22 protein-coding genes are annotated in these 24,770 nt (G+C 65.5%); 16 read left to right on the plus strand and 6 right to left on the minus strand.

Translation table 11 applies throughout. The features are described 5' to 3' along the window. Window position 1 precedes the first annotated feature (1 nt). The 8 genes from L0U83_RS19555 to L0U83_RS19590 all read left to right on the plus strand — a co-directional run bounded on the left by L0U83_RS19555 (window position 2) and on the right by L0U83_RS19590 (window position 7,294). Window positions 2–781: an SDR family NAD(P)-dependent oxidoreductase gene (locus L0U83_RS19555; protein WP_267939385.1), complete on the plus strand. Its 780-nt coding sequence runs from the start codon at window positions 2–4 to the stop codon at window positions 779–781. Beyond that, window positions 778–1,341, plus strand: a complete 564-nt coding sequence (locus L0U83_RS19560) for a MarR family winged helix-turn-helix transcriptional regulator (RefSeq protein ID WP_233885599.1) — start codon at window positions 778–780, stop codon at window positions 1,339–1,341. The genes L0U83_RS19555 and L0U83_RS19560 overlap by 4 nt, the downstream gene beginning before the upstream one ends. Window positions 1,342–1,376: 35 nt before the next feature. Further along, the gene (locus L0U83_RS19565) at window positions 1,377–2,231 is read left to right on the plus strand and encodes an enoyl-CoA hydratase family protein (RefSeq protein ID WP_233885601.1); all 855 of its coding nucleotides are present in this window, start codon (window positions 1,377–1,379) and stop codon (window positions 2,229–2,231) included. A 1-nt stretch (window position 2,232) separates the two neighbouring features. After that, entirely contained in the window at window positions 2,233–3,420 is a 1,188-nt protein-coding gene (locus L0U83_RS19570; protein WP_233885603.1) for an acyl-CoA dehydrogenase family protein, read from the plus strand. Between the two features lie 40 nt (window positions 3,421–3,460). Next, the gene (locus L0U83_RS19575) at window positions 3,461–3,877 is read left to right on the plus strand and encodes a RidA family protein (RefSeq protein WP_233885604.1); all 417 of its coding nucleotides are present in this window, start codon (window positions 3,461–3,463) and stop codon (window positions 3,875–3,877) included. 52 nt (window positions 3,878–3,929) lie between these two features. After that, window positions 3,930–5,567 (plus strand): AMP-binding protein, encoded by a 1,638-nt coding sequence (locus L0U83_RS19580; protein WP_233885605.1) that lies wholly within the window; start codon window positions 3,930–3,932, stop codon window positions 5,565–5,567. Window positions 5,568–5,774: 207 nt separating this feature from the next. Further along, window positions 5,775–6,062, plus strand: coding sequence for a helix-turn-helix domain-containing protein (locus tag L0U83_RS19585; protein ID WP_233885606.1), 288 nt, complete (start codon window positions 5,775–5,777; stop codon window positions 6,060–6,062). Continuing rightward, window positions 6,059–7,294, plus strand: coding sequence for a type II toxin-antitoxin system HipA family toxin (locus L0U83_RS19590; RefSeq protein WP_233885607.1), 1,236 nt, complete (start codon window positions 6,059–6,061; stop codon window positions 7,292–7,294). Before L0U83_RS19585 ends, L0U83_RS19590 begins: the two co-directional genes overlap by 4 nt. A gap of 57 nt (window positions 7,295–7,351) precedes the next feature. Here the strand turns inward: L0U83_RS19590 and L0U83_RS19595 are convergent, their stop codons facing one another. Beyond that, complete coding sequence (locus tag L0U83_RS19595) at window positions 7,352–10,027, minus strand: ATP-dependent Clp protease ATP-binding subunit (protein WP_267939386.1); 2,676 nt, start codon at window positions 10,025–10,027, stop codon at window positions 7,352–7,354. A 190-nt stretch (window positions 10,028–10,217) separates the two neighbouring features. Further along, complete coding sequence (gene ydiK / locus L0U83_RS19600; protein ID WP_373321060.1) at window positions 10,218–11,330, minus strand: AI-2E family transporter YdiK; 1,113 nt, start codon at window positions 11,328–11,330, stop codon at window positions 10,218–10,220. Between the two features lie 159 nt (window positions 11,331–11,489). Between ydiK and surE the strand changes: the two genes are divergently transcribed. Continuing rightward, window positions 11,490–12,278 (plus strand): 5'/3'-nucleotidase SurE, encoded by a 789-nt coding sequence (surE, locus tag L0U83_RS19605; RefSeq protein ID WP_233885608.1) that lies wholly within the window; start codon window positions 11,490–11,492, stop codon window positions 12,276–12,278. A gap of 14 nt (window positions 12,279–12,292) precedes the next feature. Here the strand turns inward: surE and L0U83_RS19610 are convergent, their stop codons facing one another. Continuing rightward, window positions 12,293–12,730: an acyl-CoA thioesterase gene (locus tag L0U83_RS19610; protein WP_233885609.1), complete on the minus strand. Its 438-nt coding sequence runs from the start codon at window positions 12,728–12,730 to the stop codon at window positions 12,293–12,295. Between the two features lie 35 nt (window positions 12,731–12,765). Then, window positions 12,766–13,356, minus strand: a complete 591-nt coding sequence (locus L0U83_RS19615; protein WP_233885610.1) for a BPSL1445 family SYLF domain-containing lipoprotein — start codon at window positions 13,354–13,356, stop codon at window positions 12,766–12,768. Window positions 13,357–13,793: 437 nt separating this feature from the next. Here L0U83_RS19615 and L0U83_RS19620 point away from each other — a divergent pair, with 437 nt between their 5' ends. The 3 genes from L0U83_RS19620 to L0U83_RS19630 all read left to right on the plus strand — a co-directional run bounded on the left by L0U83_RS19620 (window position 13,794) and on the right by L0U83_RS19630 (window position 18,376). Continuing rightward, window positions 13,794–14,192, plus strand: a complete 399-nt coding sequence (locus tag L0U83_RS19620) for a hypothetical protein (RefSeq protein ID WP_233885611.1) — start codon at window positions 13,794–13,796, stop codon at window positions 14,190–14,192. A 171-nt stretch (window positions 14,193–14,363) separates the two neighbouring features. Further along, the gene (locus tag L0U83_RS19625; protein WP_201699234.1) at window positions 14,364–15,026 is read left to right on the plus strand and encodes a response regulator; all 663 of its coding nucleotides are present in this window, start codon (window positions 14,364–14,366) and stop codon (window positions 15,024–15,026) included. Beyond that, complete coding sequence (locus L0U83_RS19630; RefSeq protein ID WP_233885612.1) at window positions 15,026–18,376, plus strand: hybrid sensor histidine kinase/response regulator; 3,351 nt, start codon at window positions 15,026–15,028, stop codon at window positions 18,374–18,376. The genes L0U83_RS19625 and L0U83_RS19630 overlap by 1 nt, the downstream gene beginning before the upstream one ends. A gap of 22 nt (window positions 18,377–18,398) precedes the next feature. Here the strand turns inward: L0U83_RS19630 and L0U83_RS19635 are convergent, their stop codons facing one another. Beyond that, window positions 18,399–18,722 carry a hypothetical protein gene (locus L0U83_RS19635; protein WP_233885613.1) on the minus strand — a complete coding sequence of 108 codons (324 nt, stop codon included), beginning with the start codon at window positions 18,720–18,722 and terminating at the stop codon, window positions 18,399–18,401. Between the two features lie 211 nt (window positions 18,723–18,933). Between L0U83_RS19635 and L0U83_RS19640 the strand changes: the two genes are divergently transcribed. The 4 genes from L0U83_RS19640 to L0U83_RS19655 all read left to right on the plus strand — a co-directional run bounded on the left by L0U83_RS19640 (window position 18,934) and on the right by L0U83_RS19655 (window position 23,897). Then, a complete protein-coding gene (locus tag L0U83_RS19640; RefSeq protein WP_233885614.1) occupies window positions 18,934–19,305 on the plus strand; it encodes a DUF2946 domain-containing protein in 372 nt (123 codons plus the stop codon). 102 nt (window positions 19,306–19,407) lie between these two features. Beyond that, a complete protein-coding gene (locus L0U83_RS19645; protein WP_233885615.1) occupies window positions 19,408–21,804 on the plus strand; it encodes a TonB-dependent receptor in 2,397 nt (798 codons plus the stop codon). An 89-nt stretch (window positions 21,805–21,893) separates the two neighbouring features. Continuing rightward, on the plus strand, window positions 21,894–23,408 hold the full coding sequence (locus L0U83_RS19650; protein ID WP_233885616.1) for a PepSY-associated TM helix domain-containing protein: 1,515 nt from the start codon (window positions 21,894–21,896) through the stop codon (window positions 23,406–23,408). Between the two features lie 126 nt (window positions 23,409–23,534). Continuing rightward, window positions 23,535–23,897, plus strand: a complete 363-nt coding sequence (locus tag L0U83_RS19655; RefSeq protein WP_233885617.1) for a hypothetical protein — start codon at window positions 23,535–23,537, stop codon at window positions 23,895–23,897. A 61-nt stretch (window positions 23,898–23,958) separates the two neighbouring features. Here L0U83_RS19655 and L0U83_RS19660 read toward each other — a convergent pair whose 3' ends face one another. Continuing rightward, entirely contained in the window at window positions 23,959–24,669 is a 711-nt protein-coding gene (locus L0U83_RS19660) for an SDR family NAD(P)-dependent oxidoreductase (RefSeq protein ID WP_233885618.1), read from the minus strand. Window positions 24,670–24,770 lie beyond the last annotated feature (101 nt).

The following is a 24,770-nucleotide window of genomic DNA, read 5'->3' on the forward strand; positions in this document are numbered from 1 at the left end:
CATGAACCAGGCAATCCTGAACGATCGTCATGCCATCGTGACCGGCGGAGGCAGTGGCATCGGCGCGGCGACCGCTGCCGCGCTCCTGCAGGCCGGCGCGCGCGTCACGCTGATGGGCCGCGACGCCGCGCGGCTCGACGCACAGCGTACCGCGCTCGGCGGCGGCGAGAACGTGGCTTGCGTGAGCGTGGATATCACCGACGAAGACGCCGTGAATGCCGCGTTCGCGCGCGCGGCCGAATCGCTCGGCGCTGTCGATATCCTCGTGAACAACGCGGGCCAGGCTCAGGCCGCGCCATTCGCGCAAACCGACCTCGCGCTTTGGAAACGCATGCTCGACGTGAATCTCACCGGCGCCTTCCTCTGTACGCGCGCAGTATTGCCCGGCATGCTCGCGCGCAAGGCGGGACGCATCGTCAACGTCGCGAGCACGGCGGGTCAGGTCGGCTACCCGTACGTAGCCGCCTACTGCGCCTCGAAACACGGCGTAATCGGCATGACGCGCGCGCTCGCACTCGAAGTCGCCACGCAAGGCGTGACCGTGAATGCCGTGTGCCCCGGTTACACGGAAACGGAACTGTTGCAGGCGTCGCTCGAGCAGATTACCCGCAAGACCTCGCGAAGCGAAGCCGAGGCACGCAGCATCCTCGTGCGCCACAATCCGCAGCAGCGTTTCGTCACGCCGGAAGAAGTTGCGAACGCGGTGCTGTGGCTCTGCGCCCCCGGATCGTCGGCGATCACGGGCCAGTCCATCTCCGTCTCCGGTGGAGAAGTCGCATGACATCGCCCGCATCCACACGCAAGAACGCCACCGCGAAGGCCGCAACGAAAACGCCGCGCAAGGGCGTTGAAAAACCGGCAGAAAATGTAGTCGACATGGAAATGAGTACGGGCGCCGACAGCCACATGGGCCTGCGCCTGTGGCTGCGCCTGCTCACCACGACGAACCTCGTGCAAGCCGAGTTGCGGCGCCGCCTGCGCGTCGAGTTCGACACGACGCTGCCGCGCTTCGACCTGATGGCGCAGCTCGAGCGCTACCCCGAAGGCCTGCGCATGACGGAACTCTCGCGACGCCTCATGGTGACGGGCGGCAACGTCACGGGCATTACCGATCAGCTCGAAAAGGAAGGCCTCGTCGTGCGCGATGTGGCGCCCGACGACCGGCGCGCCTTCGTGGTGCGCCTCACGGCCGAAGGTCGCGCCCTCTTCGGCCGTATGGCGGCCGCCCACGAGCAATGGGTGGTCGAATTGTTCGGCGGCCTCTCGCTCGACGAGAAGTCGAAGATGCACGAGCGGCTTGGCAAGCTCAAACAGCATCTGCGCAACGGCCTCGAAGGCTGAAACCACTGAAATCGCAAAGATCCGGGAGACATATCTTGACGACACGTTCCAGCGCCGAAGCGCTGCTCGCGGGCAACCGTGTGACGCTTGCCGGTTATGAGGCGCGACACTTCGGCTGGTCGGTACAGGGCCGCGTGGCGACCATCACGCTCAACCGCCCCGAGCGCAAGAATCCGCTCACGTTCGAATCGTATGCAGAACTACGTGATCTGTTTCGTCAACTTGCCTATGCGACCGATGTGAAGGCCATCGTGCTGCATGGCGCGGGCGAGAACTTCTGCTCGGGCGGCGACGTGCACGACATCATCGCGCCGCTCATCGATCTGCCGATGCCCGAATTGCTGATGTTTACGCGCATGACCGGCGACCTCGTGAAAGCCATGCGCCACTGCCCGCAGCCGATCATTGCCGCCGTGGATGGCGTATGCGCCGGTGCGGGCGCCATTCTCGCCATGGCCTCCGACATGCGCTACGCCACGGCGCGCAGCAAGCTCGCGTTTCTCTTCACGCGCGTGGGGCTCGCGGGCTGTGACATGGGCGCGTGCGCGATCCTGCCGCGCATCATCGGTCAGGGCCGCGCCGCCGAACTGCTTTATACGGGCCGCTCCGCAAGCGGAGAAGAAGGCCACGCGTGGGGTTTCTACAACCGTATTTGCGAGCCCGAAGCGCTGCTCGCCGATGCGCAGAAACTCGCCGCCGATCTCGCTTGCGGCCCGACCTTTGCGCACGGCATCACCAAGACGATGCTGCATCAGGAATGGACGATGAGCATCGACGAGGCCATCGAGTCCGAAGCGCAGGCGCAGGCGATCTGCATGGCCACGCGCGATTTCGGCCGCGCCTATGAGGCGTTCGCGGCGAAGACGCGTCCGGTTTTCGAAGGGGACTGAATTGAACGCTGACGTCAAAACCAATCTCCACGACGCGCTTGCGTGGCCGTTCTTCGAGGATCGCCATCGTGCGCTTGCCGCGGGAATCGAAACGTGGTCGCGTGAGCATCTCGCGCACGTGCCGCACGACGATGTCGATGCAACCTGCCGCGCGCTCGCGCGCAAGCTAGGCGCTGCCGGCTGGCTGCGCTACGGCGTGGGCGGTACCGCTTACGGCGGCCAAGGCGACACCATCGACACGCGCGCCGTCTGCCTGCTGCGGGAAACGCTCGCAAAGCACTCGGGCCTCGCCGATTTCGCGCTCGCCATGCAGGGCTTGGGCTCCGGCGCCATCTCACTGGCTGGCAACGACGCGCAGAAGTCGCGCTATCTGCCGCGCGTGGCGCGCGGCGAAGCGATCGCCGCGTTCGCGCTCTCCGAACCGGAAGCCGGCTCCGACGTCGCAGCGATGGCGCTCGCCGCACGCGCTGAAGGCGACGACTACGTGCTCGACGGCGAAAAAACGTGGATCTCGAACGGCGGCATCGCCGACTTCTACGTCGTGTTCGCCCGCACCGGCGAAGCGCCGGGCGCACGCGGCATCAGCGCGTTCGTGGTCGATGCCGACACGCCCGGGCTCGAAATCGCCGAACGCATCGACGTGATCGCGCCGCACCCGCTCGCGCGCCTGCGTTTTAGCGGTGCGCGCGTGAAGCGCAGCCAGATGCTCGGCGCACCCGGCGAAGGCTTCAAGATCGCCATGCGCACGCTCGATATTTTCCGCACGTCGGTCGCCGCGGCTTCGTTGGGCTTCGCGCGCCGCGCGATGGCTGAAGGGCTCGCACGCGCCGCTTCTCGCAAGATGTTCGGCCAGACGCTGGGCGATTTTCAGTTGACCCAGGCAAAGCTCGCGCAAATGGCGCTCACCATCGACAGCAGCGCCCTGCTCGTCTATCGCGCGGCATGGCTGCGCGACCAGGGCGAAACCGTGACGCGCGAAGCCGCCATGGCGAAGTGGCATGCAAGCGAAGGCGCGCAGCAGGTGATCGATGCGGCCGTGCAGCTTTGGGGCGGCATGGGCGTCCAAAGCGGCAATATCGTCGAATCGCTCTATCGCGAGATTCGCTCGCTGCGCATTTACGAAGGCGCGACGGAAGTGCAGCAACTGATCGTCGGGCGTGATTTGCTCAAGGCATACAACGCCGCGTAAGCGAAGGCTTCGCGACGCTTTCTACGGAACCGGACGAAACATGAAACAAGCCCTTCTTCCCGCAGGCTGGGTCAAGCCGCGCGGTTATGCCAATGGCGTCGCCGCTTCCGGCACGCAGGTCTATATCGCCGGGCAAATCGGCTGGGACGAGAACGCGCGCTTCACGAGCCGCGAATTCGGCGCGCAGGCCGTGCAGGCGCTGCGCAATATCGTTGCCGTGCTCAAAACGGCCGGCGGCAAGCCCGAGCACCTCGTGCGCATGACCTGGTACGTCACCGACAAAAAGGAGTACCTGGCATCGCTCAAAGAAATCGGTGCCGCGTTTCGCGAGCTGATCGGCGACTACGACATCGCGATGAGTGCGGTTCAGGTGGTTGCGCTCATGGAAGACGACGCAAAAGTGGAAATCGAAGCCACAGCCGTGATTCCCGACGACGCGCGCCTCACGCGCCAATAGGCCGCCGCCCACGCAACGGAACGATCAGCCCAAATAGACAGCCGGAGACGCCATGCAACCCACCGCCCATGTCGATACGTTCGCACGCGATCATCTGCCGCCCGAGTCGCAGTGGCCCGACATGCTGCTCGACAACCCCGACGTCGCCTACCCCGCGCGCATGAATTGCGCCGTCGAGTTGCTGGACCGTGCAATCGAGGCCGGGCATGGCGAGCGCCCGGCCATCTGGTCGGACATCGACGGCAAGCCGCAAGCGACCACGTATGCCGAGCTGCTCGCGCTCGTCAATCGCAGCGCCCGCGTGCTAGTGGAAGACATGGGGCTGCAGCCGGGAAATCGCGTGCTGTTGCGCGGGCCGAACACGCTGCAGATGGCGGTGGCGTTTCTCGCGTCGCTCAAGGCAGGTCTCGTGGTGATTCCCACCATGCCGCTGCTGCGCGCGAAGGAACTCAAGCAGATTGCAGACAAGGCGCAGGTTTGCGCGGCTTTGTGCGACGTGCGGCTCACCGAAGAACTCACGCGCTGCATGGACCCCGCCGATGAATTCTTTTGCGAAGGCATAAAACAGGTTTGCTATTTCCACGACGACTCGCCGGGCACCCTGGAGGCGCTCGCAGCAGGCAAGTCAGCCGAGTTCACGGCGTGCGAGACAGCCGGCGACGACGTCTGCCTGATTGCTTTCACGAGCGGCACGACAGGCATGCCCAAGGGCTGCATGCACTTTCACCGCGACGTGATCGCGATGTGCGATCTGTTCCCGCGTCACATCCTGAAGCCCACGGCCGAAGACGTGTTCTGTGGCACGCCGCCGCTCGCGTTCACGTTCGGGCTGGGAGGGCTGCTGTGTTTTCCGCTGCGCGTCGGCGCGTCGACAGTTCTGATCGAAAAACTCACACCGGCGCTCTTGCTCGACACGATCCAGCGTTTTCACGCGACGATCGTCTTCACCGCGCCTACGTTCTACCGGCAGATGGCGGCACTCGTCACGCAGTACGACCTTGCCAGCCTGCGCAAGACGGTATCCGCCGGCGAGGCGCTGCCACCGGCGACGCGCGACCTGTGGCGCGACGCGACGGGCATCGAGATGATCGACGGCATTGGCGGCACCGAGCTGATCCATATCTTCGTCTCGTCCGCTGGCGCCGATGTGCGCCCCGGCTCGATCGGTCGCGCAGTGCCCGGTTACGTCGTGCAGGCGCTGGACAATGACCTGCAACCGGTGCCGCCCGGCGTGACAGGCAATCTCGCCGTGCGTGGCCCGACCGGCTGCCGCTACCTCGCCGACGAACGCCAGGCGGTGTTCGTGCGCGGCGGCTGGAACCTGCCCGGCGACGCCGTTTCCATCGACGCTGACGGCTACGTGTTCTATCAGGCGCGCTCCGACGACATGATCGTTTCGTCGGGCTACAACATCGCGGGGCCCGAAGTCGAGACAGTACTCATGCAGCACCCCGCCGTGGCCGAGTGCGGCGTAACGGGCGTGCCGGACGAACTGCGTGGGCAGGTGGTGAAGGCGTTCGTTGTCTTGCGCCCCGGCTTCAACGCGGGCGACGCCCTGGTCGCGGAATTGCAGAACTTCGTGAAGAACGCCGTGGCGGCGTACAAGTATCCGCGCTTGATCGCGTTTATCGACGCATTGCCACGCACCGAGACTGGCAAGCTGAAGCGCTCGGCGTTGCGATCGATGTGAGGCGGCGCAAGACGGAAAAAATACTACGTAAACCGTTGACTTTTTGACGATTTTCGAGCCGTCGCCCGATTGAGGATGTGCGCATAATTTTGCGCATATGCACTGGTAAGTGGCTTCTTTGCGCAGTATTGTGCACATTTCTCGACAGGAGACTCTCATCTTGTCGATGCGCACAATACTGCGCAAAATACCAAAAATCGACCTATAATGCGCATCATGATGCGCAAACAAACCGCGAACCTCTCAATTTCCAATGTCGAGCGCCTATCCGACGACCTGCGCGCGACGCGCCGCGAGCGCAAGCTGACCCAGCAGGCACTGGCTGAGCAGGCGGGCGTCGCCCGCCGCACCGTCACGAACGCTGAACACTCAGGCAACGTCGGCATCCGCGAACTCTGCCGTCTCGTCAACGCGCTTGGTTATGAAGTCGTGCTTCGCCCCATGGACACCGTAATCCTCGAGGACCTGAACGACATATTCAGGGACGACGAATGACCGCCGACGCATCATTCGACCTCGAGCGGCTCCTGCGCGAAATCCGCAACCTGGAAGTCCATACGCCGCAGGGCCCGAGCGGTCTACTCGCGCGCGAGAGCCGCTTCGTCTTCAACTACGGCGACGTGCCGGACGCGGCCGCCATATCGCTCACCATGCCGGTGCGGCGCCAGAGTTATGCGAGCGGCGACCTGATGGGCATCTTCGCGATGAACCGGCCAGAGGGCTACCTGCGCTTCGTCATCGAGGAGCGGCTCGCGCGTTACGGCGCGCCGAGCGACATGTTTCTGCTCTTTCTCGCCGGCACCAATCAGATCGGCCGGCTCACGTATTCCGTGCCGGGCGAGCGCGTGCCGCAGAGCGAAGGCGAGCGTCTGGACGAATTGCTTTCCTCGCCCTCCGGCCGGCTGTTCGAGCGCCTGATCGACCGTTATGCGCTTGGTTCGGGCATCTCCGGCGTGCAGCCGAAGGCCGTTGTTCCGCTCGCCGCTGAAACCGCCGCGCGCCCCGCGGAGCACACGGCACTGCCCTTGCGCACGGTGATCGTGAAGGCAGAAGGCGACGACTTTCCAGGGCTCGCGCGCAACGAATACTTCTGCATGTCGGTGGCAAAGGAGGCGGCGCTCGAAGTTCCCGACTTCTGGCTTTCCGATGACGGCAAGCTCTTCGTGATGTCACGCTTCGACCGCGAGACGAACGGCGCGCCCATCGGCTTCGAGGACATGAGCGTGCTCACTGGCAAGGCGAAGTACGAAGGCAGCTACGAGATGATCGCCAAGGCCGTGGACATCTATACGCGTTCGGACCCGGCGCAAAAACGCCGCCTTTTCGAGCGCATCGCCCTTTCGTGCCTGTTGCGCGACGGCGATGCCCATATGAAGAACCTGGGAATCCTCTATATCGACCCGACCGGGCCACGCCGTCTTGCTCCGGTGTTCGACGTGGTCTGCACGGACATCTATCCGGATCTCGACGGGCGCATGGCGCTGAGCCTCAACCGGAGCAAGACTTTCCCGCTGCCGGCGGAACTTCACGCCTTTGCCCGTCGCCTCGACCTGCGGCAGACCGAAAGCGAGGAGATCATGGGGCGTCTGCACGACGCCTATCTCACGGTCGCCGAGCGCTTCTCAGACGACCGGCGATTCCACGAAGGCGATCTGCTCGCAAAGATCCGGCGGGCCGTCGAGCGGCCGGGCGTCAAACCCGTCTCACGTCCGAAGCTGGTGCGCTAGGCGCGCGAGTACGGTCATCGATCGACGCTCCGGACGACTGCATCGGCGCTTGCCCGCCTACTGCAACGCGAACGCCATGCGTTTGTCCGCCGCGTCGTAGCGGCACACGACTTTGGCACCCTCCTTTACACCGCCCTTGAGCATTTCCTTCGCCAGTTCGTTCTCCACCGCCTGCTGCATCTTGCGCTTCAACTCGCGCGCGCCGAATTCCGGCCGATACCCCTCCGCCGAGAGGTAATCGATCACGCTGTCGTCGAACGTCAGGTCGATGTCCTGGCTGCGCGCCATGCGCCGGACCTGCTCGAGTTGCAGCCGCACGATCGAGCGCAGCTCGTCGCTGGTGAGCGGCTGGAACATGATGATCTCGTCGATGCGGTTCAGGAACTCGGGCCGGAAGTGCTGGCGCAACTCGCCCATCACGGCGCCCTGCATCGACCCTTCGGCGCTGGAGAGGAACCCCGGCCCCGAGCGCTTCTGCCCCGAGACCACGTCGGAGCCGAGATTGCTCGTCGCGATCACGACCGTATTGCTGAAGTCGACCACGCGCCCCTTGCCGTCGGTGAGCCGCCCGTCGTCGAACACCTGCAGCAGCACGTTGTAGACGTCGGAGTGCGCTTTCTCGATCTCGTCGAGCAGGATCACGCAATAGGGACGGCGGCGCACCTTCTCGGTCAACTGGCCGCCTTCGTCATAGCCGACATAACCCGGCGGCGAGCCGATCAGGCGCGACACCGCATGACGCTCCATATACTCGCTCATGTCGATGCGCACGATGGCGTCCTCGTCGCCGAACACCACTTCGGCCAATGCCTTCGCCAGTTCGGTCTTGCCGACGCCAGTCGGCCCGAGGAACAGGAACACCGCCGTGGGCCGCCGCCCGCGCCGCAGCCCGGCGCGCGAGCGGCGCACCGCGTCGCTTACCGCGACGATGGCCTGCTCCTGGCCGATCACGCGCTCATGCAGCCGCTTTTCCATTTCGAGCAGCCGTGTGCGCTCCTCGGCAGTCAGCTGCGTGACCGGTACGCCCGTGAGCTTCGAGACGATCTCCGCGATATCCTCGCTCGTCACGTCAGAGGTCACGGTGCCGAGCTGACCTTTCCAGTCATTGGTGGCCTGTGCGAGCGCCTTTTCCTTGTCGGCGATCGGCTCGTCCAGCGTGTGCGCGCGCTCGAAATTCTTGCGCGTCGCCGCGTAGTCCTGCTCGCGCCGCAACTGCGCCAGTTCCGCTTCGAGTTCGAGAATCGCCGCGGGCCGCGAGGTGGCCGAAAGATGCACGCGCGCCGCCGCCTGGTCGATCAGATCGATCGCCTTGTCGGGCAGGAAGCGCCCCATCACGTAGCGGTCCGATAGCTCGGCCGCCGAAACGAGCGCGTCGTCGCGAATGGTGACGTGGTGGTGCACTTCGAGCTTGTCGCGCAAACCGCGCAGGATGTTGATCGTCTGATCGACGCTCGGCTCGGAGACGAATACGGGCTGAAAGCGCCGCTCGAGCGCCGCGTCCTTCTCGATGTACTTCTGGTACTCCGAGAGTGTCGTCGCTCCAATCAGGTTTAGTTCGCCGCGCGCCATGGCCGGCTTGAAGACGTTGGCGATGTCGAGGCCGCCTTCGCCACCGCCCTGGCCCGCGCCGACGATCATGTGAACTTCGTCGATGAAGAGCACGAGGCTCTCGCGCTGAGCCGAGATTTCCTCCATCACGCCTTTCACGCGCTCTTCGAATTCGCCGCGATACTTCGCGCCCGCAATCAGTCCGTTGACGTTCAGCTCGACGAGCCGCCGGCCGCGCAGCGATTCGGGCACGTCGCCGTTGAGCATGCGTTGAGCGAGGCCTTCGGCGATCGCCGTCTTGCCCACGCCCGGTTCACCGATCAGCACCGGGTTGTTCTTGCGCCGGCGCGCGAGCACTTCCACCACGGTCTCGATCTCGCTCGAACGGCCGATCACAGGGTCGAGCTTGCCCTCGCTCGCAAGCGCCGTGAGGTCGCGGCTGTATTGGTCGAGCTGCGGCGTCGCGCTCGGGCCCGTCGCGGCGGGACGCTCTCGCTTGTCGCCCTGGGCCTCCACGAGCCGCTGCAACACCTTCTGAGGCGTGACGCCGTAGCGGCCGAGCAGATGGCCCGCAAAACTTTCCGGCACCTGCGTGAGGCCGAAGAGCAAATGCTCGGGCGCGACGTAGCTGTGACCCAGTTCACGCGAGACGAGAAACGCGCGGTCGAGCGCGCCCTTCAGGCGCGGTGAGACGCCGATGCGGCCGTCTTCGGGAACACCCGCGCCTTCGCGCTTCTGCGCATTGGCGTCGATGAACGCGCGCACGTCATCGGGCTGAATGCCGAGACGCTTGAGGATCACCGCGCCGGCGTCGTTGCCCGCGAGTTCGTAAAGCAGATGCTCGGTGTCGACCTCGCGCCGCCCGAACTGCACCGCCCGCTCCGCCGCGCGCTGCAGCAATTCACGGGCCACGTCGCTGAAGTAGCGCTCGACGATGGCGCCGTCGCTCGCTTCCATCGCCTGTGGCGGAGGTTCGCCAGCCGCGTCGCTGGCATCGCCTGCGCCGTCTGCCTGCTGCGAGGCGCGAAACAGCGCCTCCAGCGGGCTCAAGGTGCGCTGATGCCGCGTGAGCTGCGCGTAGTGATAATCGCAGACATCGAGAAAACGCCGTCTGCCGTCCTGCAATACGGCGACCCGCACCGTCGCGGGGCGCACGCCGCAGATATCGCAGTTGAACTGAGCCATTTCGTCTCCTTGGAAGCGTGCGCAGCGCGCGCCGCCCGCGACCAGGAATGGCACGAGCATGCCGCCGCGAGCGACGCATGAATGCTCTAACGAATGCCGAAGCGAAGTTCAGACGTCATCGTAACGTCGAATCGAACTACGCGTCGTCACGAGGAGACGTTTGCTAATCGATGGCGTTGGCTGCGCGGCGTCAAACCTCCCGACGGGCTGCCGGGTTGGCCGTATCGCGGGCTTGCGCCGCCGGGTCGCGTATCCATGCAGTCAGCAAGGTCGACGAAACGGCGAGGATCACCGGCCCGATGAAGAGCCCGACGATCCCGAAGGCGAACAAGCCGCCGAGCACGCCGGAGAGAATCAGCAGCATCGACAGATTGACGCCGCGCCGGATCAGCACCGGACGCACGAGGTTGTCGAGCATGGCAACCATCACCGACCACACCGCGAGCAGGGTGCCCGCGATATGCGCGTCATGCACGAACAGCCAGATGACGCCGCCGAGCAGCGGCAGCGTCGGGCCGATCTGCGCGAGACAGAGCATCAGCATCACGGCGGTGAGCACGCCCGCTCCCGGCACCCCGGCCACCCACAGGCCTATACCGCCGAGTGCCGACTGCAGGACTGCCGTCACGACGATGCCCAGCGCCACCGCGCGAACCGAAGCGCCCGCGAGCTTGACGGCCTGCTCGCCCTGAGCGGGAGCCACGCGAATGGCAAAGCGCGTGACATAGTCGGCGGCATATTCGCCGTTGCTGTACAGAATGCCCGTGATGATGACCGTGATGAACATGTGCATGACGAACACGCCCACCGAGGCGGCATGGCCGATCAACCAGTGCGCTGCGATCGAAACGTACGGTTCGAGTTGCGCGAGCAGGCCGCCTGGGCCTGCGTCCGAAAACTCCTGCCACTTGCTGGCGATGCGGCCGCCAACCACGGGAATGTCACTGACCCACTGCGGCGGCGCCGTCAGCGCATAGTCGGGCAGCTTGCGGATCAGTTCCATGATCTCGCCGCCGTGCAACGCGAGCGTCGAGATGGCTTCATAGAGCGGCAGCACGATCACGAACAGAAGAATGAGCAGCATCACGAGCGTGGCGAGCCAGCGGCGGTTGCCGCAGCGCCGCTCGATGGCTTTCATGGCAGGCCAGGTCGCTACGACGATCGTCGTAGCCCAGATCAGTCCCGGGAGGAACGGGCGCATGACGTAGAGGCTGCCGATCGTCAGCGCGCAGAGTATGGCAACAACGAACAGGATGCGGGCCAGGTCCGGCATAAGTTGCGGCTTCACGTCTTGCGGCTTCACGTACTTCTCCTCACAGCAGGGCGCGCCTCATGGCGCCGACGCGCTAGTCTATATCGGATACGCCACGAATCCCTTCTAAAAGTGCCGCAGCGCAGCCGTTAGGAACGCACTCTGGAATAATGGCCCTTTCCCCGACCTTGCAACGAAGAAGAGCCAGCCATGACCGCAATCGATACGAAACTGCCCTGCGTGCTCCTCACCAACGACGATGGCATCGACGCGCCCGGCCTCGCCGTGCTCGAAGCCGTGGCCGCCGAACTCGCGCACGAAGTCTGGGTCGTCGCGCCCGAACACGACCAGAGCGGCACCTCGCACTCGATCAGCCTGCATACGCCGCTGCGCGTCTCCCGGCGCGGCGAACGGCGCTTCGGCGTGCTCGGCACGCCGGGCGATTGCGTGGTGATGGCCGTGCGCCAGCTCATGGGTGACGTGCGCCCTTCGCTCGTGCTCTCGGGCATCAACCGCGGCGGCAACCTTGGCGTGGAGACGATGTTCTCCGGCACGGTGGGCGCCGCCATGACGGGCCTTTTGCTCGGCCTGCCGTCCATCGCTTTGAGCCAGACCTTCCGTGACCGCGAACGCGTGCGCTGGGACACCGCCCGCGCGCTCGCGCCGGACGTGATCCGGCGCCTCGCCGCCGTGGCGCACGATGCGCCCGTCTGCCTGAACGTGAATTTCCCCGATATCGACGCGAGTGCAGCGGGACCGCTCACGGTCACGCGCCAGGGCGTGGGGCTCGTGCAGGGCATCGACGTCGTGCCGCAGATCGACCCGCGCGGCATGGATTACCACTGGCTGCGCTTCAATCGCGGCCCGCGCGAAAACGGGCCCGACAGCGAAACAACCGTGGTGAACTCAGGCCGCGTGTCGGTCACGCCGCTGCATTTCGAACGCACCGACGACAAAACCTTCGTCACGTTGCAGGCGGCGCTCGGCGCTGCCGCCTGAACACGGCTCGATGATCATTCGCGCGCGGCGGACGCCATCGCCCGCGCGATGGCGTCGCGAATGTCCTCAGGAATGCCAATCGACTTGTGGGTGTCGAGCGAGGTGGTCACGATAGTCTGCCGCGCCGCCATGCGCAGCACGCCGTCCACGCCCGTGCAGGCCCACGCGAGCGTGAGCGACGCCCCGCCCAGACGCTCGACGTCGAGCGAAAGCCAGACCTCGTCGCCCATCTTGCTCACCGCCTTGAAATCCACTTCGAGCCGCACGGTCGGCATGCCCACGCGGCGCCCGCCGATCACGCCGTGATAGCCCTCTTGCGGCAGCAACTCGTCGATCCACGATTCGACGAGATCGTTGAAGAGGACGAAATACTGCGGATAGAACACGATGCCGGCGGGATCGCACTCCGAGAAGTGAATCTTGTGTTTGCGGCGGTAGGTGGGCGTCGCCATGCGTGTGTCTCCTGTCATGCCTGCTCGCGGCAGCGTCAGATCACGAGCCGCGACACTTTCACGCCTTCCAGCGACACCCCGGCCATGAGGCCCGCGTTGGTCAGCACGAACGCTTCCACGGGGCTCGTAGCGGTCGAGGTATCGACGTTGCCGTTCGCGCCCACCGTGACTACCGCAACCGTGGCATCCGCGCCGGCCGACCAGCCCTGGCTGCTCGTGAAATCGTTGAGCGCGACCGGGTTCATGAACGCGAAGATGATGGCCTTGGACTGCGCGCCGATCTGCAGTCCGAACGAGCCCGCAATGGTGCTGTAGTAGCCCGTCGTGCGGCCATCCACGCGCAGCGCGCCGGTGCCGTACTGCCCGCCGAACCAGAAGCCTGCCGAGAGAACCTGCGGAAAGACGAGCACGCCGCTCGACTTCGAGATCAGTTCCTGCGAGCCGCTCACCGTGTTGTAGAGGCGCGTGAGCGTGGCGTCGACGCTCGCGTCGATCGAATTGCGCTTCGCCGTGTTCTGCGAAGCGCTGTTCTGGGAGCCCGGCGGCGTTGTCGTGCAGCCGGCAAGCGCGAGCCCGCTGGCAGCAAGAGCGGCACTGGAGCTGAGAAGAAATTGACGTCGGCGCATGAGAGGGTTCCTGTGCAAATGGGACTTCGAATGTCCGCGCCAGCCCGATCGTGGACATTCGGGCCGCGCGCAAAGCGCTACAGGATAGCGCGCATGGCCGTCGCCGTGGCAAACCCGCAATCTGGCGCACGGACATCCGGCCGGCCGGCTGCGGCGGCCATGACCGCTCATCCTTGGGGGTATAGGACCATGCAGCGGGCATCGAGTTCGCACAGAGATGTAAGCAAATCCCTAGCCGAAGTCGCTTCGATGCAACGCAACATCGTCGCGCTTTTCGAATCCGTTCGATGTCGGCAAGCGGCGCCCGTCGCTAAATTGTGGACATGCCAGAGCGCAGGCTGCGACTCCCGCGCAGCGCGCCGCCCCGCCTCATCCCCCGGAAGAGATTCGCCATGTTCCCAAGCAAGCCAGATCGATCGTCACAACCGCGCACGCCGATGCTGACGCGCGTCTGCGATCGCCTGAGCGGCGCAGGCGTCTATCTGCTGCCGCCGCTCTACGTGGGCTTCGTCGCCATGCTGTTCCTGCTTTGCCGAGCCCCGGTCGGCGCCCTCTGGCTGCTGGCCGCGGCCGGCGCGCTCGCGGGCGTCATGTGCATCTGCTCGCTCGTCTTCTATGCGGCCAGCGCCCCGCGGGTCGCCCCGCTCCAGCCGACTGCCTCACGCGCCACGTCTTCTCACGGCACGGCCCGCCCGCTGCCGCAGCGTTTCGTCCAGATGACCACGCGCACGTGCAGCCAGCACTGCGCCGGGACCGATGGCGCGCGCACGCGGTTCACGGTGTCGTGCTTTCACGCGCATTGCCATTCAGGCGCGGCAAGCAAAGAGACCACCTGAGCGTCCAATTGGGTGGCCACGCCCTACATCAGGCCCAGGCAAACTCCGATAACGATAAGAAATCCCTGACTTATAATTGCCCAAACCATGACAGAGCAACGTACGCGCTGAATCCGGCTCTGCAGGTCTCGCCCTCCGGCCTATCCGACTTCAGGCGACACGCTCACGACCATGACGAAGGCAACGCAAGATGTGCGGATCGTGGTGGCCGACGACCATCCGGTCGTGCTGACAGCGATCAGCGACTACCTCGACAACCTGCCAGGCTTCAGGGTCGTCGCGAAAGCCGCCACCGGCGCGGGGCTCATCGACGCCTTGCGCGACACCGAGTGCGAGTTGATCATCACCGACTTCTCGATGCAGGGCGACGTCGAAGACGAAGACGGCCTGCGGCTCGTCAGCCGGTTGCGGCGGCTCTATCCCGCCACACCCGTGATCGTGTTCACGATGGTCACCAACGGCGGCATCCTGCACCAGCTTGCGCAGCTCGGCGTGGCCGGCCTCATCGGCAAAGATGAGCCGATTCCCGCGCTCGGCGAAGTCTGCCGGCGCGCGCTCGCGGAACCGGGCACCGCGCTTTCCGCGCGGATTGCCGAACGCCTCGCCAAGGAAGGCTCGACAGTCGACGAATTTCAGCGCAACCAGCCGCTGTCGCCGCGCGAGCTCGAAGTGGTGCGGCTCTTCGCGCTGGGCCTGAGCGTCACCGAAATCTCGAAGCGGTTGAACCGCTCGGTCACCACCGTCGCCACACAAAAGCGCGCGGCCATGCGCAAACTCCATCTCGAATCGAATGCCGATCTGATCCGTTACGCCGGCGAACACGGATTCGCGTAATGCCACGCTCGGCCCATCGGGACGCTTTCACCCAGGCCTCGCCTTATGAAGCGCTCAGGGCGCTCGAGCGCAACCTGAGGCGGGAGCGGCGCGTCTTCGCGATGCTCACAGGCCTGCTGATCTTCGCGGCGCTGTGCATGGCGGCGGTCGCGATCGGCAGTCTGGGGTTCGCGGCGCTGCGCGCGCAGACGCTGGAGGCGATCGCCTTGAGTGCGCACGCCAACACGCGGCTCGAGCGGCAGTTCACGATACTCGGAAGCGCGGCAGTTCTCCTTGTGAGCGCAGACTCCTCCGCATCCGCCGCACAAACGGACGCCACGTCATCCCAGCGCTGTTCACCGGCGTTCAACGGCATGGAAGACGCATCGGATCTGAGTGCGGTCTGCGATCGCTTCGTGTCAGCCGTCGGCACAGTTTCGTCAGACGTCCCCGTCATGTTTTTGCGAGTCGACGGCAGTGCCGCGTACGGGCACGGTATCGCGCCGAAGGGTTCCCGGTTGCCTCCTCGCGACGCGGCGCGCCTGCTGGCCGATACGGTGCTCCTGCGCATCGCGGCGCGTGGGCAGGATAGCGTCGCCATGGCCCATGCCTTGAAGGTCGTTTGGTTCCGGCCGCCGCCGACACTCGGTTTTGCTCCCAATCTCGCACTCGGCGCGCTGCCGGTGCTCAGAAACGGCAAGCCCTACGCGTTCGTCATCACGAGTGTGGATGTCGAAACGCTCGACCGCCCTCCCGCTGGCGCCCCCTCGTCGATTTCTGCCACGCTGTTCAATGTGGACGGCGCAATGCTCACCGGCCCGCTGACGCCCGCTGCGGCACAGTATCTCGACCGGATCGTCGCGTCCCTGCCGCGCAGCGCCTTCCACGTACTGCCGCGCTTCGGCTACGTATGGCGCGAGCCGCCGCTCGCGCACGACTTCGGTCACTACATCGTGGCGCTCTCGTGGCGCGACTTCTTCGCCCTGATCCGCACGCCCGCGCTCGTCGTTCTCGCGCTCACCGCGGCGCTCATCGCCATGCTCCTCGCGCTCTCGCGCTACTGGAACCGACATGTGCTGATGCACACCTACGACGAGGCCACCCGTGCGCTCGAAGGTGAGCTGCTCAACCATCTGCTCGTTCACGCCACGCCGGTCGGTCTTTGCATCGTCAGACGCAGCAACTTCGAGATCGTCGTGGCCAACCAGATCGTGCGCAACGTGCTCGGCCTCGACGCGCACGCCACGCGTCTGCCGAGCGCCCTGTGCGCGGAATTCGAGAAGCACTCGCCGTGGCCAGAAGCCGCGAGCCGCGACGAGAAGACGCCGGTGTACGAGCTGCCCTACTCGCTCGAGCGCCCCGACGGGGAAGGCCTGCATCTCGCCGTCACCTATGCGCCCGCCACCATGAATCGCGAAGATGTGATGTTCTGCGCTGTCGCCGACATGTCTAAGCACTACGAAGTCGAGCGGCTGCTGCGCGAAGCGAAGCGCTTGAGCGACGAAGCCGCGCGCGCAAAAGTGAGCTTCTTCGCCGCGATGAGCCACGAGATCCGCACGCCGCTAGGCTCGCTCGTCGGCAATATCGAGTTGATCGCACGCGGTCCGCTCGCGCCGGAACAAGAGGCGCGCGTGCAGGCCATGCAGATATCTGCTGCGGAACTGCTGCAGATCGTGAGCGACGTGCTCGACTTCTCGAAGATCGATGTCGGCCAGATGAAGCTGGTCGAAGAAGCCGGTTCGATTGCCGGGCTGCTCGTACGCGTCGCGCTCGCCCATGCCCCCCTCGCCGTGCGTCAGCGTGTGCCGTTCTACCTCGTGATGGACCGCGCCATTCCGGCTCAGCTTCACTTCGACGCCATGCGGCTCGCGCAGATCGTCAACAACCTGCTGAGCAACGCGTTCAAGTTCACCCGCTCCGGCAAGATCGTGCTGCGGGCGCGCTGGCGCGAAAGCGCGCTGGAGATCAGCGTGAGCGACTCCGGCGGCGGCATTGACGAGGACCTCAAGCCCCAACTGTTTCAGCCTTTCACGCAAGGCGACGCCCAGAAACTCACGCAGGCGCGTGGCACCGGCCTCGGGCTGTCCATCTGCGCGCGCCTGACCGAGCTCATGCACGGACGAATCGCGCTCGACAGCGCGCTCGGCGTGGGCACGCGCGTCACGGTCACGCTACCGCTGCGCTCCGAGGGCGCGGCCACGGCAGGTGAGGCGTGGACGCTTCCCGACGTACATCCCGCCATTTTGTGCCGTGCGCCTGAAAACCACGAATGGCTCGCCAATCTATTCGATACGCGTGTGAGCACGCCAACCTTCCTGAGCCCGGATGAACCGCAGCACGAGGGTTCGTTCGATTACGTGCTTGTGACCGACGAGTTCACACGCGACGAAGTTGCGCGGCTCTGGCCGGCCGGCATGAAAGTCGTGTGGCTGCGTCAGGACGGCCCGCTCGTGCCGCTCGAACTCGCTGGCGGCGCCATCGAAGTGAGCCTGTACAGCCTGACCGGCATTCGCGCGGCGACACAGTTACTAAAGCGCGGCACGGCAGCGGCGGCGGCCGTCGAGATGCCGCACCACGTCCCCGCCAACGGCGATCACTTCGCAACCCTGAATGTTCTGATCGCCGAAGACAATCTGCTCAACCGCGGCCTGCTGCGCGACCAGTTGCGCACACTCGGCGCAAGCGTGGTTGAAGCGAAAGATGGCGAAGAAGCCCTTGTCCGGCTGGACGAGCATCAAGTGGATCTCGTGCTGACCGACCTGAACATGCCGGGCATGAACGGCAGCGCGCTGCTCCAGGCGGCGCGCGCGAAGTTCCCTCTGCTGCCGATCTACGCGTTGAGCGCCGACGCACTGCCCGAGCAGATCGCCCAAGGCCGCGCGCTGGGTTTCACCGATTACCTCACTAAACCGCTCGCGCTCGCGGAACTCGCCCGCGTGCTGGCATTCGTGTCCACACAAATCCGCTCAGGGCAGGAAAGCGGCGAAACCGCAGTAGCAGCCGGGACCGACCGACCCGGCTACGCAGTTGAAGAGGATTCCGAATCACCTGAAGACGAAGAACCGCCTCGCTTCCCGACACTCGCTCCGGCGCTCGCCGAACTCTTCATCGAGCAGGCCGACCGCGACATCGCCGAATACGCCCACATCGCGCAGCAGCGCGACTTCACACGCTTGCGCGAATGGGCGCACCGAGTCTCGGGCGGCCTTGCGGTGCTGGGCCCCTCGATGCTCAACGAAGCCTGCCTCGAATTGCGCACGACCCTGCGCGAGCGGGGCGAATGGACCGGCGACGTGAGCGATCTCGCGGCGGCCGTCGTGGAAGAACTCGAAGCAATGCGCGCGCTCGCGGCGCACCGCGATGCCGTGTGAGCGCCAGGCATTCGCGTCGCGCTCAGCGCGTGCGTTTGAGGAACATGGGGGTTTCAGCGAGCGCATCCTTCGGGCAAGCGCCGTTCTGCAACCGCACGCACCACTGACGCAACGCAGTGTCCTCGAGCGGGCAGCACACCGGGTTGCGCGGCGTGACGTGGCGGTGCGCGCTCAGACGCTGCGCGAAGCTCTCCGGAAGCTCGAGGCCACACGACGTTTCGCTCGTGCCGCGCGCGAGCGGGGCGAACCCCGCAGCCACGTGCGGCTCGTCCGCCTGGGAATGACGCTGGGGCAGACGCGGTGTCCAGCGCATGCCGGGCGCGCGTCGAAAAGAAAATGCGGACATGGGCGTTTCCGCCCTCTGCGGGCGGCTCCTGGGTCGTATCGGACAGCTTCGATATTCGCCCGCGTCTTGCGCCCGATCCATAGAATGCCTTCTAAAAGCGCCCAAGCCCGCGTCATCGCGCCGCGCTTATTGCCGCCCTCAGACCTGCTGGCTAGCCTGCGCAAACGCGACATGCCGTGTTAGACTCCGCGGCGCAATCATTCTCATTCTCATGAATTCACGCAAGCATTCACTGCTGACCGCATGGCTTGGCCTCGTCGCCATGTGGCTCATCGTGCTTGCGCCGCTCGTGAGCCAGCTCGTCGCCGCGCAGCACGCGCATGAGCCGGACGCCGCGCTATGCTCGGCCATACAGCCGGCCGGGGCCGCGAGCACGCCGCATCTTTCGCACGACGATGCATTCGGCGCATGTGGCTACTGCCACCTGCTCGAGCATCATGTGGCGATGCCTTCGGTCGCCGCGCCCGAGCCGCTGGCCGCACTCATCCTCGCGCGCGAGACGATCGCGCCGCCGGTCACGCACGACATCCCCTTAGGCGCCTTCCCTTCGGGCAAGCCGCGCGCCCCACCCGCTCTTTCCTGAGTTACGCCGTTTTCGTCCTGCCGATCGCGATCTGATTGCGTGCGCAACGAGCACGCATGACGCTTGCCGGCTGCTCGTTTCCCGTTTTCAGGAAAGCACCACATGTCCACGCTTGCCACGCGTGGCGCTGGCGTTCGCTCGCGCGAACGCGCAACGCCGCGCGCGCTTCGGCATGCCGGGCGCCTCGCGCTCGCCATGCTGCCGCGCGTCTTGCCGCTGCCTCTCGTTACGCCCATCGTCGTTCATGCAGCGTATGCTGCCGAGGCGCAAGCCACTGACACCACCTCGGCGACCACGCTGCCCACCGTCACGGTCAGTGCCGCCACTGGCGCGGCCGCCACGCCCGCAGTCGACCCCAACCTGCCCGCGACGGTGGAAACCGTCACGCCCGCACAATTCGGGAACTGGAACGTCGTCAACACCGAGGATGTGCTCAAGTACCTGCCCAATCTCGCCGTGCGCAAACGCTACGTGGGCGACTTGAATTCGATCATCGCCGTGCGCGGCACGAGCAATACGCAAAGTGCGCGCGGCCTCGTCTATGCCGACGGCCTGCTCCTTTCCAATTTGCTCGGCAACAGTTACAGCTTCCCGCCACGCTGGTCGATGGTGTTCCCCGACCAGATCCAGCAAGTGGATGTGATTTATGGGCCGTATTCCGCGCTCTATCCCGGCAACTCGCTCGGCGCCACCGTGCTCATCACCACGCGCATGCCGAAGGCGTTCGAAGCGAACGCGGACGTGCAGGCGTTCACCCAGCATTTCAGCCTCTACGGTGTGAACCAGAACTTCAACGGCAGCGAGATGAGCGCGTCGATCGGCGACCGTATCGGCAAATTCTCGTATTTGCTTGGCGTGAACCACCTGGAGAACACGAGCCAGCCGCTGCAGTTCGCCACGCTCGCGCAATCGACGAAACCCGCGCAGCCGGCCGACGTGCCCGTGCACGGCGCGTACTTTTACAACAACCAGACGAACACGCCCACCGTCGTGCTCGGCGTGAACGGCGAAGGCATGCAGCATACGGTGCAGGACCAGTTCAAGCTGCGTATGCAGTACGATTTCACGCCCACCGTGCAAGGCGGCGTGACGCTCGGCTACTGGCATCAGTCCTACAACAACGCCACGTCGACCTTCCTTTACGACGCGAACGGCAACCCCGTGTATAGCGGCAAGGTGTCGATCAACGCCTACGAGTACACCGTACCCGCCGCGGCGTTCGCACCGAGCCGCGGCTGGAGCGAAAACTGGCTGTATGGCGCGACGCTGCGCACCCACCAGGCCACCGGCTGGAACGCAGAAGCCATTGCTTCGTACTACGACGTAAGCAACAGCGTGGCGCGCACAGCGAACGCGGGGGGACCTGGCAATGGCCCCGGCGTCATGACGCTCGGCGACGGCACCGGCTGGAAGACGTTCGACCTCAAGACGACGTGGACGCCCGCCACGCCCGATGCCGGTCTCGCCGCGCACTGGCTCACTTTCGGCTATCACTACGACGACTACGCGCTCGACAACCGCACGTATAACACGCTCGCGTGGCGCGACGGCGGCGCAAACAGCTTTGCCAATGCCTTCGCGGGCAAGACCGAAACCCAGGCGGTCTACGCACAGGACGCCTGGCGCTTCCTCCCGCGCTGGAAGTTCGTGTACGGCGTGCGCTACGAAAACTGGCGGGCTTTCGACGGCTATCAGGCGCTCGGCAGCGTCAATGTGCCTTATGCGAACGTCGGCGACCATCACTTCTCGCCAAAGGCTTCGCTCTCGTTCGACGTCACCGACGACCTCACGCTGCGGGCATCGATTGCGCGTGCCTACCGCTTCCCGACTGTGAGCGAGTTGTTCCAGGGGCAGGTGAACGGTTCGTCCATCGTCAACAACAATCCGAACCTGCGCCCGGAGGACGATCTCTCGAAGGAACTGAGCGCCGAATGGGCGCACTGGAACGGCCTCTTTCGCTTGACGCTCTTTCAGGACGACGTAAAAAACACGATCTTCAGCCAGACCGACACGACCGTCATTCCGAACGTCACGAACTTCCAGAACATCGGCAAGGTGCGCTCGCGCGGCGTGGAAACGAGCTATCAGGGTGAAGACGTCATGCTGCGCGGGCTCGATCTCGCGGCGAACGTGGCGTACACACAATCGAAGATTCTGGAGAACGCGCAGAACCCGGCGAGCGTTGGCAAGTACTTCTATCGCATTCCACTGTGGCGCGCGAATCTCGTCTCGACGTACCGCTTCGACGCGCGCTCGGCACTCACGCTCGCCGCGCGCTACTCGGGGCGCCAGTACAACACGCTCACCAACACGGACACGAACCCGAACGTCTTCGGCGGCACGAGCACCTACACGGTCGCCGACGTGAAATACACCTTCCGGCCGACGAAGAAGAGCCAGATAGGCGTGGGCGTCGACAACCTGTTCGACGCGCGCTACTTCGTCTATCACCCGTATCCCGGCCGCACGTACTACCTCGAAGCGAAGCTCGGCATTTGAGCGGCTCGCTCGCTGCCTTTATTTGCGCGTGCCTTTTCGTTTGAATCATCCATGGATTCGAGCCGTGCTGGCTCGACAAGGAGTTCCCGATGTCCACGATATCCGACCCGGTGAGCGCGCCGTCTGTCCGCTCGACCCAACCCGGCTACCGCACGCTGTGGCGCTGGCATTTTTACGCAGGGCTCTTCGTCATGCCCTTGCTGCTCGTGCTCGCCATCACGGGCACGATCTACTGCTTCCAGCCGCAAATTGAACCGCTGCTTTACCCGCATCGGCTGGTGGTCGCACCGACGGCTACACCGCGCCTGCCCGTGGATGCACTGCTCGCCCGCGCGCGGGCCGCGGTGCCGCCAGATGCGCGTGCGCTGCGCGCGCACATCGAGTCGAACCCCGCGCGCAGCGCCGAGTTCGTTTTCGCGCTGCCTGGCGGGACCAAAGAGAGCGTCTACGTGAATCCTTACGATGGCGCCGTGCTCGGTACGCTGGACGTCGATCGCCGCTTCATGCAAGTCGACCGCATGCTGCATCGCAAGCTCCTGCTCGGCAAGCCCGGCGAGTTGCTCATGGAGTTGGCCGCCTGCTGGACGCTCGTGATGATCGCCACCGGCATTGCGCTCTGGTGGCCGCGCGCGGGTGCTTCGTGGCGCGCTGCGCTGCTGCCTCGCTTCGGCGCGAGCGGACGGCCATTCTGGAAGAGCGTGCACGCGAGCGTCGGCATCTGGCTCGCCGTGGGCGCGCTCGCGTTCGTGCTGAGCGGCTTGCCGTGGACGGGCTCGTGGGGCAAGCAGTTCAAGGCGCTCGCCACGCGCGCGAGCCTCGGCGCGCCGCGCGGCGCGTGGGGTGGCGGCCTCGCGCTGAAGTCGGTCTTGCCGGGTGTGCCGGCCGCTGGCGCGGCCGCAGCTAGCGGCGCCGCGGCGCATCCTCGCACAAGCCACGCCGATCGTCAGGAACAGGGAGAGCACGCGGGCCACGACATGGCGTCGATGCCAGGCATGGTGATGGACGACATGCCACTGCCGCTCGTGCCCTGGGCGGTCGGCGCGGTTCCCGTGCCGCACTCTCGCGACGTGTCCAGCGCACCGCCGCACTGGACGCTCGCCCAGGTGGTCACCCAGATGCACGATCTCGGCGTGCGCGACGGCTACGACATCGTGCTGCCCGCTTCGCCGGACGGCGTCTACACGGTCTCGTACTTTCCGGCCGATCCGAAAGCGGAGCGTACCGTGTATATCGACCAGTACAGCGGCGCCGTCCTGAGGGATATTCGCTATGACGATTACGGCGCGGTCTCGCAAGCCATTTCGTATGGGACGTCGCTGCACATGGGCCGCTACTTTGGCCTCGCTAACCAGCTGATCTGCGCGGCGATCTCACTGGGCCTCGGCGCGCTCGCGGTGACCGGCTTCGCGATGTGGTGGATGCGCCGCCCCGCGCGCGCGATGGGGGCATCTGGCACGCTGGGTGCGCCACTGCGTGAGCGCGCCGCGCCGCCGTTGCGCGCCTGGAAAAGCGCTCTCGTGCTGCTCGGCATCGTGTTTCCGCTGATGGGCGCAACGCTCGTGGCGGTCTGGCTGTTCGACCGCGCAGCCTTCCGACGCGCGTAGAGGGTGTCGTCTTGCCGGCATCGGCGACATCGGCAACGAGAGCAGCCCTGCGGTAATCTGCGGACACAATTGCGTCTGAACCCGGCTGCTCCAAACGGTTTCAAACGCATATATGCGGAGATCATCGTGTTGCGGCTAATTTCGGCAGTTGGCGCGGCCGCGGTGCTTGCGAGCTGCGCTGTCGCGCCTTATCCGGGTTACTACGGCTATGACTACGGCTACCCGTATTATTCAGGCTATCCGTACGCCTATGGCTACGACTACTACCCCGGTTATTTCGGCGGCGGCTATGGCGGCATCACCATCTGGGGCGGTGGCGGCGGATGCTGCTATCACCATGGCTGGCACGGCGGCCATGGTGGCGGCTGGCATGGTGGCGGCTGGCACGGCGGTGGTGGGCACGGCGGCGGCTGGCATGGAGGCGGTGGCGGCACGTGGCAAGGCGGCGGCGGTGGCATGGGGGCGGCGGGCGGCGGCCACGGCCACTGACCGATCGCACCGGGACCGGCCTGCTCAACGCGCCCCCGCGCCTTGTGCGCGGCTATAGCGCCTACACGCGGCCGTTCACGGGAATCAGCGCTCCCGTTATTGCCTGCGCGTCAGCGCCCAGCAAAAACGCAATCACCGTCGCGATTTCGCGCGGTTGCACCCAGCGCGTGAAATCGGCGTCTGGCATGTCGGCACGGTTTTGCGGCGTGTCGATGATGCTCGGCAAAATCGCGTTCACCGTCACGCGCTTGTCCTTCAGTTCTTCCGCGAGCGCTTCCGTCAAGCGCGCCACGCCCGCCTTCGACGCCGAATACGCGCCCATCCCGAGCCCGGCCTTGAGCCCCGCGCCCGCGCCGATGTTGACCACACGCCCCGCGCCGCTCTTCACGAGATGAGGCAGCGCGGCCTTCGAGGCATTGAGCGCCGTCTTCACGTTCACATCGAACATCAAATCCCACGTGTGGGGGTCGCCGTCGCCGATGGTTTCCCACCGAAACGCGCCCGCGACGTTGACGAGCGCGTCGAGGCCGCCGAGTTTCTCGTGCAGCGTGCCGAACGCAGCCTGGGCCGCCTGCGCGTCGGCGAGATCGACGCCGCCCACACACAGCGCGCCCGCGAGCGCGGCGGGCAACGCAGCCGCTTCGGGGGCCGCTCCCCGACCGATCAGCGCCACGCGGGCGCCACGTTCGGCGAGCAATTGCGCTGTCGCCAAACCGAGGCTGCCAAAGCCGCCCGTCACCGCGACCACCTTGCCGTTCAAACCGTTTTCCATGTGCTTCGTCCTCTCATTACTTCACTAACCTGAATGCGATGCGGCCCGCGCGATCCATGCGGGCGCCGCTGGCGCCACGTTACGCGAGGCGCGGCCATCCA

This window comes from Paraburkholderia flagellata (genome assembly GCF_021390645.1).
Classification (GTDB): domain Bacteria; phylum Pseudomonadota; class Gammaproteobacteria; order Burkholderiales; family Burkholderiaceae; genus Paraburkholderia; species Paraburkholderia flagellata.

Bases quoted from the DNA above. Each gene is read 5' to 3' on its own strand.
- L0U83_RS19555 (WP_267939385.1), top strand. From the start codon at position 2: ATGAACCAGGCAATCCTGAACGATCGTCATGCCATCGTGACCGGCGGA.
- L0U83_RS19560 (WP_233885599.1), top strand. From the start codon at position 778: ATGACATCGCCCGCATCCACACGCAAGAACGCCACCGCGAAGGCCGCA.
- L0U83_RS19575 (WP_233885604.1), top strand. From the start codon at position 3,461: ATGAAACAAGCCCTTCTTCCCGCAGGCTGGGTCAAGCCGCGCGGTTAT.
- L0U83_RS19580 (WP_233885605.1), top strand. From the start codon at position 3,930: ATGCAACCCACCGCCCATGTCGATACGTTCGCACGCGATCATCTGCCG.
- L0U83_RS19585 (WP_233885606.1), top strand. From the start codon at position 5,775: ATGCGCATCATGATGCGCAAACAAACCGCGAACCTCTCAATTTCCAAT.
- L0U83_RS19590 (WP_233885607.1), top strand. From the start codon at position 6,059: ATGACCGCCGACGCATCATTCGACCTCGAGCGGCTCCTGCGCGAAATC.
- L0U83_RS19595 (WP_267939386.1), bottom strand. From the start codon at position 10,027: ATGGCTCAGTTCAACTGCGATATCTGCGGCGTGCGCCCCGCGACGGTG.
- surE (WP_233885608.1), top strand. From the start codon at position 11,490: ATGACCGCAATCGATACGAAACTGCCCTGCGTGCTCCTCACCAACGAC.
- L0U83_RS19610 (WP_233885609.1), bottom strand. From the start codon at position 12,730: ATGGCGACGCCCACCTACCGCCGCAAACACAAGATTCACTTCTCGGAG.
- L0U83_RS19615 (WP_233885610.1), bottom strand. From the start codon at position 13,356: ATGCGCCGACGTCAATTTCTTCTCAGCTCCAGTGCCGCTCTTGCTGCC.
- L0U83_RS19620 (WP_233885611.1), top strand. From the start codon at position 13,794: ATGCTGACGCGCGTCTGCGATCGCCTGAGCGGCGCAGGCGTCTATCTG.
- L0U83_RS19625 (WP_201699234.1), top strand. From the start codon at position 14,364: ATGACGAAGGCAACGCAAGATGTGCGGATCGTGGTGGCCGACGACCAT.
- L0U83_RS19630 (WP_233885612.1), top strand. From the start codon at position 15,026: ATGCCACGCTCGGCCCATCGGGACGCTTTCACCCAGGCCTCGCCTTAT.
- L0U83_RS19635 (WP_233885613.1), bottom strand. From the start codon at position 18,722: ATGTCCGCATTTTCTTTTCGACGCGCGCCCGGCATGCGCTGGACACCG.
- L0U83_RS19640 (WP_233885614.1), top strand. From the start codon at position 18,934: ATGAATTCACGCAAGCATTCACTGCTGACCGCATGGCTTGGCCTCGTC.
- L0U83_RS19645 (WP_233885615.1), top strand. From the start codon at position 19,408: ATGTCCACGCTTGCCACGCGTGGCGCTGGCGTTCGCTCGCGCGAACGC.
- L0U83_RS19650 (WP_233885616.1), top strand. From the start codon at position 21,894: ATGTCCACGATATCCGACCCGGTGAGCGCGCCGTCTGTCCGCTCGACC.
- L0U83_RS19660 (WP_233885618.1), bottom strand. From the start codon at position 24,669: ATGGAAAACGGTTTGAACGGCAAGGTGGTCGCGGTGACGGGCGGCTTT.